Below are 8,215 nucleotides of genomic sequence, written 5' to 3'. Positions count from 1 at the left end.
GCTAAATTCTTTGCTTGATTAATGGCTACATTTGCCAATTGTGGATGTCCTTTGGGATATTTCTCCGTTTCCATTAAAGCAATATCTCCAACAGCAAATAGGTTTTGTGATCCAATAACCTGATTTAATTGATTTACTTTTAGTCTATTTGAATTGGCATAATAATTTTCTGATAATCCTGAAATTTTGTTTCCAGTAACGCCAGCAGCCCAAATAACGGTTTTGGTTTTGATAGCCTCGGCATTTTTTAATGTTAATAATTTGCCATCATAATGGTCTACAATAGTTTCCGTTAAAATGATTACGCCCATTTCTTCAAGGTATTTTTGAGAAGCAATTTTGGCGTTTTCACTCATTGAATTCAGCGTGTTTTTGCTGCCTTCAACCAGAATTATTTTAAATTTAGAAAAATCGATACCAGGATAATCTTTAGGTAAAATATTTTTTCGGATTTCGGCAAATGAACCTGCCAATTCTACACCAGTTGGGCCTGCTCCTACTATAACCAAATTCAATAAACTTTCTTTTACTTCATCTTCAGCAGAAATAATATTTTCGAATGTTTGCAGAATATGGTTTCTTATCGTTATGGCTTCGTAGGTTGTTTTAAGTGTAAAAGCATTTTTCTCGATTTCTTGATTCCCAAAAAAATTAGTTTTGCAACCAATAGCAATTACTAAATAATCGTAATCAAAATGACCAATTGTAGTTGATATTGTATGATTCGATTCGTCAATATTTAAAACTTCTGCTAAGCGAATTTGAAGGTTTTTTTTGCCTTTAAAAACATTCCGTAACGGAAAGGAAATACTTGATGGTTCGAGTTGTGAAGTGGCCACTTGATAAAACAAAGGTTGAAACTGGTGGTGGTTTATTTTATCAATGAGTAAAACATCAAATAAGTTGGAGTCAAGTTGACGCACGAGTTGAATACCAGCGAAACCGCCACCAATGACAATTATTTTTTGTTTTGTTTGCATTATTTCCTCTAATTAATTAATAAACCTAACAGGTTTTGAAAACCTGTTAGGATTAAAAAAAGCGAGGTTTTTTTGCCTCGCTTTTGCATTATCTCCCCAAATAATGCACTACCTAAATAAATCTTTTATGTTTTTTTCGATTTCGTTCATATCGCGATTAAAATCGCTTTTGAATGTTTCCCATTCGGTTTCATTGCCGTTATAATTTTTTAGTTTCGATTTTAGTTCGTTATTTTCGGCTTCAAGTTTTTCTATTCTCGTTCTGTATAAACCATCGAAAGTGTTTCCAGGTTTGTTCATTCTGACCTTGAGTTCGGCTATTTTTTTTTCGTTATCAAGAATTTTGGCTTTAGATTCAGTTTTGAAAGCTAGCCATTGATTAACATTTGAAATTTTAGTGTCTTCATAATTTTGCTTGGCGGTAGATTCTTTTTGTTGTGCCGATTTGCAAGAGGTAAAAATTATGCTTGTTATTATTGCTAGAACTACTATTACTTTGTTCATTTTTCTATACTTTAAATTGTTTTACAAAGTTGGGGTTGAAAACATTAAAAAGTATTATAGAATTTTTATAAAAAGTTATATTATTCCTATTTTTTAAACGGAAAAAATCCCGCAAAAAAGCAGGATTTAAAGTTTTTTTAAGAAAAATTATTTAGGCATAACAACTGAGTCAATAACGTGTATTACTCCGTTTGATGATAATACATCTACAGCTGTAACCTTTGCTTTATTGCCTTTTTCGTCAGTTAAGATTACATCTTTACCAACAATTGTTCCAACTAATTTTCCGCCTTGAACTGTTACTAATGTAGTTGATCCTTTACCTTTTGTAATCGCTGAAATAATTGCTTTACTGTCTAATTTCCCAACCACAACGTGATAGGTCAAAATTGAAGATAATTTTTCATTATTTTCAGGTTTTAATAACATTTCTAAAGTTCCATTTGGAAGTTTATCAAATGCTTTGTTTGTTGGAGCAAAAACTGTAAAAGGACCAGTTCCTGATAAAGTGGTAACCAAATTGGCTGCTTTTAAAGCAGCTACTAAAGTTGTGTGGTCTTTTGATGCAACTGCATTTTCAACTACTGTTTTTGTTTTTTGTCCATAACTTGTTGCACTGATTAATGTTGCGAATACTGCAACTGCAAACATTTTGATTGTTTTCATAATTTAATTTTAAGATTAATAAACTTATGTAAAGTTAATTTCTAAATTTTAAAAAATTTTATAACATTAGTTAATAATGTTATAAAATTACCACGTAAGAAATTAAAATTTTTACTGATTTAAATTCCATTATTTATCGCTCTAGCAATTGTTTTGCCATTAACCAAAACAATCTAGATGCGTGGGTTGGTTTTTCTATAAGTTCAGAAAGTGTTATGAAGTTATTGACAAACAGAAGTTTATCAATATTTACAGAGTCGTTTTCGTTTAATTGATAATATGCCATTGACCAATTCGGGAAAATGCGATTTTGGATTTCTGCTTCTGCCAAAAGCATCACATTGCCGTGGCGTTTGTCTTTTTTGATGCTTTCATAAAGATTTAACAATGTGCTTTTTTCACCTTCTATTATTTGTATAAATTCGTTATTATGAAACAATAGACAGCCTGTAATTTCGTTTTCGGAATTGAAATTTCGTGCTGTTTCTAAAATTTTCGCAATATCGTCTGCGCTGATATTTGGTTTTGCAACGGAACGATAAATTATTTCATACATTTTTTTAAGGTTTTTAATTTCAATGGAATCTTTAACTTCAAAAGTCAACTTCAATTTCAAAAATCAATGCAGTTTTGTCATTTCTATGAAGGAGAAATCTTCCTACGTCGAAATGACAAAGAATCTGAAATACTTCGCCAGTTCGAGCAAAGCTCTCGGGTCAACAATCGTTAATCAGCAATCTAAAATCTCTACATTCGATCCATATACCAATTCAACTCTTTTTTCATTTTCTTGTACAGAAAAATAGAAGTAATTATTTTTTTTAATCGAACAAAAGCCGTTTCACTTTTTACCACATAATCAAATGCTTCGTGATGAATACATTGTACTGCAACATCTATTTTGTCTTGACTTGAGAGCATTATTACTGGAATATCACTATTGAATTTTTTAATTTCATCTAGTGTTGCTAAACCATTCATAGCTGATTTGTCAATGCCGTCAAGATGAAAATCGAGTATAATTACATCGGGTTTTTTGGATAAATTGGCAATGCAAAGTTCACCTGTTGGAAAGGTTTCAATATCGAAATCGCAGTGATTTAGGAATTCGATTTCTAATGATTTCAAGAAAACTGCATCGTCATCGACAAGGAACAATTTTATTTTATTTTCGTTTTTCAAGGTTTTCTATTTTTAATTTTTCTAATTCAATTTCGAGTTCTATACACGATTGTGTACAAACTTTTTCAAGTTCTAAAACCATATTTTGAATTTCTCCAGTTATTTCGATTGTAAAGGCATATTCTTGAATGCGTTTTGCAATATCGTGAATGTTAGAACTTAGTCCAATAATCGAAAACGATGGAATCATTTTGTGTACAGCAGATTGCAACATTTTCCAGTCTTTGTCAACCAAACTTTTTTTCATTGATAAAATTAAAGGTGGTGTTTGTTGTAAATAAGCATTTATCATTTGTGACATCAAATTTGGGTCGGATTTTGTGAGTTTCGTGAGGTAACTCATATCTACATATTTGATGGTATCTTTTGAATGAACTTCTCCTTTTATATGTTCTATAATTGCAATTGGCTTTTTAGAATAAGCAATTAACTTGCTGTACAACAAACGCTCATCAACAGGTTTAGAAATATAATCATTCATCCCCACAGCTTTGCATTTTTCAACATCAACTGTAGTTACATCAGCCGTGAGTGCAATAATAGGCATTTTTAATTTCATTTTTTTACGAATGTATTCGGTAGCTTCAAAGCCATTCATTACTGGCATTTGCAAATCCATCAAAATAATATCGTAGGTTTTGGTTTCTAATTTCTCGATAGCCAATTGTCCGTTTGCGGTTATATCGCACTCAAAACCAAAATCGTCCAACAAGGTTTTCATCAACAATTGGTTGAGTTCCATATCTTCGACCACCAATATTTTTATGTTTTTGACATCTGTATTCAATTCTAAAATTTCGGGCTCCAAAACCGCATCGATATTGGTTTTTTTGAAATCTAATACAATACTAAAAGTCGAGCCTTTGCCAAATGTACTATCAATTTTGATGCTTCCGCCTTGTGCTTCGACCAATTGTTTTACTATGGCTAAACCTAAACCTGTTCCGCCATACAACCTAGATGTTGTATTGGTTGCTTGCTGAAAATTCTCGAAAATCTTTCCGATTTTTGTTGGTTTTATTCCAATTCCAGTATCAATCACCGAAAATTCTATTTGGACTTTTTCATCATCTTGCGAAAGCATTTTTATATTTACCGCAATCGTACCTTTATTGGTAAACTTGACTGCATTGCTGACTAAATTTAAGATTATTTGATTCAATCGGATAGGATCGCCCAATATAACTCCTGGAATAGTTGCATCGTAATTGGTTATTAATTCTAGGTTTTTTTCTTGAATTTTTGTTTCAAACAAATTCAACATTGCTGTTATGGATAATGCTAACTTGAACGGTGTTTTCTCGAAAGTCATTTTGCCCGAATCGACTTTGGCTAAATCCAAAATATCATTTATTAATACAATTAATGAATCGCCCGACATTTTTATTGCCATTAAATATTCTTTTTGTTTGGCTGTCAATTCGGTTTTCAAAACTACTTTTGTAAACCCAATAATGGCGTTCATTGGTGTGCGAATTTCGTGACTCATATTCGAGAGAAATTGCTGTTTCGATTTTACTGCATCTTCGGCACTATTTCGAGATTCTTCGGCAATTGTGGTGGCGAGTTCGGCAAAAACTTTGGCTTCCATTAATTCTTGTTCTAATTCTTTTTGTTTTGTAATATCAATACTAATCGCTACATATTGAAAAGGCAATCCCATATCATCTCGAAACGGAACAATGGTCATATTTAGCCAATAAAAACTGCCGTCTTTGGCTTTGTTTCTAATTTCTCCTTTCCATATTTTACCTTTAGAAATTCGCTCCCAAAGATTTTCCATAAATGCTGTAGGATGAAATTTAGAATTAACCATCGAATGACTGCCACCTACTAATTCATCAAAAGTATATTTAGAAATTTTTGTATAATTTTCATTTACAAACTTTATATTCCCATCTTTATCGGTAATATCTACAATTGTCGAAGCGTCTAATGCCAACTTGTAATCGGTTACTTCATTTAATAATTCTAATAATTCTTTTTCGGCTTTCTTTTGTGCGGAAATATCACGTGCCACTACTACGGCTCCAATTATATTGTTGTTTGTGTCTTTATACACCGAACCATTAAACAATACTGGCGTTAATTTTCCATCTTTTATAGTTAAAGAATAATCAATAACAAACCCTTTAGAAAACACTTCTTCATATCCACTTTTTGCTTTTTCAGGTTCGGTGAAATATGTTATAAAATCCGAACCAATTAAATTTTCTTTAGATACATCGGTAACTCTAACAGAAGCTTGATTGGTGTCAGTAATTTTGCCATCTGGGCTAATCGTAAACAATGGATCGCGGCTTGCTTCAATTAAACTGCGTGAATAAGCTTGTTGTTGTGCGAGATTTTTTTGAAAGTCAAGCTCGATATTTGCAATGCCAAGTTCGTCAGCACGATTTTGCTTTTCAGATTGCTGGTGTGCCAATTCAATATTTGCAATATCCAACTCATCGGCACGATTTTGTTTTTCATCACTTTGATACAATAATTCTTTGTTGGCTACTACCAATTCGGTACTTGTTTTTTTATGGTTTTTAAAAATATAAAAAACAAGAATCACAATTATTGCTATAAACAAAAATAGCAATCCGAGTAATGTTTCCGAATTTGTTGTGGTTATTGTACTATCGGTTTTTCTTTGTTTTAGCAGTACAATTTCGGCATTATTTATTTCTTCAATTAAAATTCTGATACTGTCTGTAATTGCTTGCCCTTTTTCTAGGTCATATACCTTTTCGTTTTCAATACCGCTACTGTTTCTATGAAATGCTATAATTTGTTTAGACAAACGTAGCTTCTCGTTTATTTTTTTTTGCAAAAATTCTATCCTTACTTTTTGTTTGGGGAAGTCCTTAGAGAGCAACTGTAAAGACGATAGATTTTTTTCTACACTTATTATTGATTTATTGTAAGGTTCTAAAAAAGATTCTTTTCCTGTGAGAATAAATCCTCTTGTACCAGTTTCTATATCTATTACGTTTAAGAGTACAGTATTGTTCTTCAAAAGAACCTCTTGTGTGTGTTCGACTAAATCACTAGATTTTTTTACAGATTGTGTGTTATAGAAATAAACACCAAATAAAATAGCCAATACAATAACGGTAAGCGAGTAAAAGGAAGATATAGTTTTGTCTAATAAAAATTTCATATTCTGATTGTATTGCATTACCTATTTAATGATGACGATTTTTTATAACTAAATTATAATTGCTCTATTGAAGTTCTGCGTTTGTCTTTTTGTTGTTTGAAATGCGATGGCGAAAGTCCAGTTGCTTTCTTGAACTGACTTGACAAATGAGCTACACTGCTGTAACCCATTTTCCAAGCAATTTCGGTAATATTGTGTTCACCATAAATTATAAGTTCCTTAATCCGTTCTATTTTGTGCGAAATAATAAAATGTTCTATAGTCATTCCTTGTACTTCGGAAAACATATTAGCGAGATAAGTGTAGTTGTGGTCTAGCTTGTCACTCAAATAATCAGAAAAATTCACTTTAATAATTTCTTCTGAATGATGAATCATTTGAATGACAATATTTTTGATTTTTTCGATTAAGATGGCTTTTTTGTCGTCCATTAATTCTAAACCACAATCGAGTAACCCCAGTTTTAGTAATTCTCTTTTTTCTGAATTTAGGTTTTCCATGATTTCAACTTCTCCTAAATCGACCACAATAAAATGCAGCCCAAGTTTTTTGAGTTCGTCTCTAACCGCTATTTTACAGCGATTACTAACCATATATTTTATGTATAATTTCAAATCATTGGTGTTTTATCAGAATTTTCAAAGATGGGTATTATGAAATACAAAATGTTATATAACTTTAAATAAAAGTTATATAATTCATAGTTTTGTTTATTAAATTTTAATAATTAAAATTAGGTGAAGGTACGGTTTTTGTGCTAAACATTAAAAAAGGACAATCTATTTACTTATAAATTATCCTTTTTAAACTAAAAATAAAGCAATATTATATGCTATTCCCGAAAGAATTTTTGATTCTTGGATAACCATTCTGGTCTAGACCAGTATTGCCTAAATCGTATCTATTTTCATCAAAATCCTCCACTTTTGGGTCATGTTCGTCCACATTTTTATACGAACTTCTGTCTTGCTCGTCATTAATAATTGCCTCAGATTGATGTGGTTTTTTTTCAGGATGAGAGTCGTATTTATTTTCACTTTCGTCTATAACAGCTTGCGGATCAAATTTATAATTTCCGTCTGAACTAGCATAATTTATATTTTTTATACTAGAATTAGCATCTCTAAAATTTTCCATTTAAAAATTATTTTTTTGTTGAATGTGACTTAGAATCTTTATTAGAAGATTTAGGATCTGATTTTTTTGAATCCATTTTTTTGTCATCCATTTTAGATGATTCATTGGCACTAGTTTTTTTAGTGTCATTGGTTTTTTGAGATGTGTTCATAATAATAGTATTTAATTGTTTATAATATTGTAAAATTATAATAATCAAATACAAAAAGTTTTATAGAATTTTGGAATTTACTTATAGAATTTTTGGGTATTGAAATTAAAAGATTTCTTCTTTATTTAAGAAGTATCTAATTATTTTTTTGGTTTATATTTCAAAAAAAATATTATATAGACCAATAATAACCAATAATTCTTCCATTTTACGATTGTGTTTCCATAGTGCCCCGAATTGTGCCACTTTAGAATGTGAAACTTTGAATAAAATGGATAAGGATAAATTAAAAAACCCTTTAAATCATATAGACTGACCCCAAAAGTTTGGACAAATTTATAATTAATTTTGATAATAATGAGCTCGATATTTTATTGGGCTCATTTTGTTTAAATTAGACTTACTTCTGTCGTTATTGTAATATTTTATATATTCATGTATTTCCTT

Annotated in this window: 10 protein-coding genes; all 10 read right to left on the bottom strand. The window is 30.7% G+C overall.

Annotated features, from left to right (window positions below):
• On the bottom strand, positions 1 to 980 hold a 980-nt coding region (locus RMO70_RS12070), incomplete at its 3' end, for an FAD-dependent oxidoreductase (RefSeq protein ID WP_310556689.1).
• A 108-nt stretch (positions 981 to 1,088) separates the two neighbouring features.
• Positions 1,089 to 1,484: a hypothetical protein gene (locus RMO70_RS12065; protein WP_310556688.1), complete on the bottom strand. Its 396-nt coding sequence runs from the start codon at positions 1,482 to 1,484 to the stop codon at positions 1,089 to 1,091.
• 147 nt (positions 1,485 to 1,631) lie between these two features.
• A complete protein-coding gene (locus tag RMO70_RS12060) occupies positions 1,632 to 2,150 on the bottom strand; it encodes a fasciclin domain-containing protein (protein WP_310556687.1) in 519 nt (172 codons plus the stop codon).
• Between the two features lie 133 nt (positions 2,151 to 2,283).
• The gene (locus RMO70_RS12055; protein WP_310556686.1) at positions 2,284 to 2,706 is read right to left on the bottom strand and encodes a BLUF domain-containing protein; all 423 of its coding nucleotides are present in this window, start codon (positions 2,704 to 2,706) and stop codon (positions 2,284 to 2,286) included.
• 191 nt (positions 2,707 to 2,897) lie between these two features.
• The gene (locus RMO70_RS12050; RefSeq protein WP_310556685.1) at positions 2,898 to 3,332 is read right to left on the bottom strand and encodes a response regulator; all 435 of its coding nucleotides are present in this window, start codon (positions 3,330 to 3,332) and stop codon (positions 2,898 to 2,900) included.
• Positions 3,316 to 6,480 (bottom strand): CHASE3 domain-containing protein, encoded by a 3,165-nt coding sequence (locus RMO70_RS12045; protein ID WP_310556684.1) that lies wholly within the window; start codon positions 6,478 to 6,480, stop codon positions 3,316 to 3,318. The genes RMO70_RS12050 and RMO70_RS12045 overlap by 17 nt, the downstream gene beginning before the upstream one ends.
• 53 nt (positions 6,481 to 6,533) lie before the next feature.
• A complete protein-coding gene (locus RMO70_RS12040) occupies positions 6,534 to 7,073 on the bottom strand; it encodes a helix-turn-helix transcriptional regulator (RefSeq protein WP_310556690.1) in 540 nt (179 codons plus the stop codon).
• A gap of 232 nt (positions 7,074 to 7,305) precedes the next feature.
• Complete coding sequence (locus RMO70_RS12035) at positions 7,306 to 7,617, bottom strand: hypothetical protein (protein WP_310556683.1); 312 nt, start codon at positions 7,615 to 7,617, stop codon at positions 7,306 to 7,308.
• 7 nt (positions 7,618 to 7,624) lie between these two features.
• A complete protein-coding gene (locus tag RMO70_RS12030) occupies positions 7,625 to 7,768 on the bottom strand; it encodes a hypothetical protein (RefSeq protein ID WP_310556682.1) in 144 nt (47 codons plus the stop codon).
• A 342-nt stretch (positions 7,769 to 8,110) separates the two neighbouring features.
• Positions 8,111 to 8,209, bottom strand: coding sequence for an IS3 family transposase (locus tag RMO70_RS16940; protein WP_409025082.1), 99 nt, complete (start codon positions 8,207 to 8,209; stop codon positions 8,111 to 8,113).
• Positions 8,210 to 8,215 lie beyond the last annotated feature (6 nt).

Origin of the sequence: Flavobacterium sp. (genome assembly GCF_031422135.1) — a bacterium.
Classification (GTDB): domain Bacteria; phylum Bacteroidota; class Bacteroidia; order Flavobacteriales; family Flavobacteriaceae; genus Flavobacterium.
Note: the sequence above shows the minus strand (reverse complement) of the source record. Positions and strands in the feature narration are given on the sequence as shown.

Excerpts from the sequence above, each read along its gene's own strand:
- RMO70_RS12065 (WP_310556688.1), bottom strand. The coding sequence starts at position 1,484 with ATGAACAAAGTAATAGTAGTTCTAGCAATAATAACAAGCATAATTTTT.
- RMO70_RS12060 (WP_310556687.1), bottom strand. The coding sequence starts at position 2,150 with ATGAAAACAATCAAAATGTTTGCAGTTGCAGTATTCGCAACATTAATC.
- RMO70_RS12055 (WP_310556686.1), bottom strand. The coding sequence starts at position 2,706 with ATGTATGAAATAATTTATCGTTCCGTTGCAAAACCAAATATCAGCGCA.
- RMO70_RS12045 (WP_310556684.1), bottom strand. The coding sequence starts at position 6,480 with ATGAAATTTTTATTAGACAAAACTATATCTTCCTTTTACTCGCTTACC.
- RMO70_RS12040 (WP_310556690.1), bottom strand. The coding sequence starts at position 7,073 with ATGGTTAGTAATCGCTGTAAAATAGCGGTTAGAGACGAACTCAAAAAA.
- RMO70_RS12035 (WP_310556683.1), bottom strand. The coding sequence starts at position 7,617 with ATGGAAAATTTTAGAGATGCTAATTCTAGTATAAAAAATATAAATTAT.
- RMO70_RS12030 (WP_310556682.1), bottom strand. The coding sequence starts at position 7,768 with ATGAACACATCTCAAAAAACCAATGACACTAAAAAAACTAGTGCCAAT.